The organism is Neobacillus drentensis NBRC 102427, from assembly GCF_001591445.1.
GTDB lineage: Bacteria > Bacillota > Bacilli > Bacillales > Cytobacillaceae > Neobacillus > Neobacillus drentensis.
In genome coordinates this window covers 1-957 of the sequence record NZ_BCUX01000141.1, presented here as the reverse complement: position 1 = coordinate 957, position 957 = coordinate 1, and the positions used below count along the sequence as shown (strand labels likewise).

At 40.0% G+C, this 957-nt stretch carries 1 pseudogene; it reads left to right on the top strand.

The window, feature by feature from the left end:
- Positions 1–597: 597 nt before the first annotated feature.
- Positions 598–804: pseudogene (locus tag BDR01S_RS26775) on the top strand (bile acid:sodium symporter); the annotation flags it as partial.
- Positions 805–957: the final 153 nt, after the last annotated feature.

Below are 957 nucleotides of genomic sequence, written 5' to 3'. Positions count from 1 at the left end.
TTGCCAGGCACGAAAAAGACAATCTTATAAAGGTTGTCTTTTTTGTCGTCTTAAAATGATATATTATCGATGACATGGGGCTAATGCCTCTGCTTATCAATGGCAAATGGCTAAAATCGACCAAATATACTAATCAAGTCACGGTAAAGGGTTGCGCCTCGTATCCTGGTTCAGTAGCAAACAGTGGTTCCTTTTTAAAAGAGTCATTGTAGAGGACAGCTATCGACATTCTTCTCAGGCATTTAGAGAGAAAATCTAGTAATAAAAGGGGTTTAGGCATCTTTTAACCAAACGTTTGGTTAGTATCGAAAAGGCGAGGTTTAAATAGAATAATGGAAGTTTGCTAGAAACCCATCCGATTTTGTAAAAAGGTGGGTTTTTTCCTATTGGATTGTTAAACGATTCTCGACATTCTCCACGTTTTACTTGTAAGGGAAAGTCTTATAGCTCAGAAGATACAGCAGTTTTAATCAAACGTTTGAATAGTATAGCCTATTTGATATTTAGTCGAAAGATGTTGGTTAGTCATAGTTGGCCATGGGAACTGTTCTTATAATCGGCACTAAATTCATTAAAAAGCAAGAGAACTGTCCCTCTGTACTTCGAAGACCTAAGGAAGTGGCGCTTGGGATCATCGGTTACTTTATCATCATGCCATTGCTTGCCTTTTTATTGACAGTTGGGCTGGATTTACCGAAAGAAGTCGCTGTAGGTGTTATTTTAGTAGATTGCTGCCCGAGCGGAACAGCTTCCAATGTTATGGTGTTTCTAGCAAGAGGAAATGTGGCAATGGAAGTTGGCATGCAGAATTCCGGCTCGGGAGTTGCGATTGCTACGGCTCATCTCTCTCCTTTAGCGGCGGTACCAAGTACGATTTTCAGCTGGATGAAAGAGAAAGATCAAAGTGATCATATTTCAAAAATGTAAGTTAACACTGAAACCCCCCAGCCTTGTCTG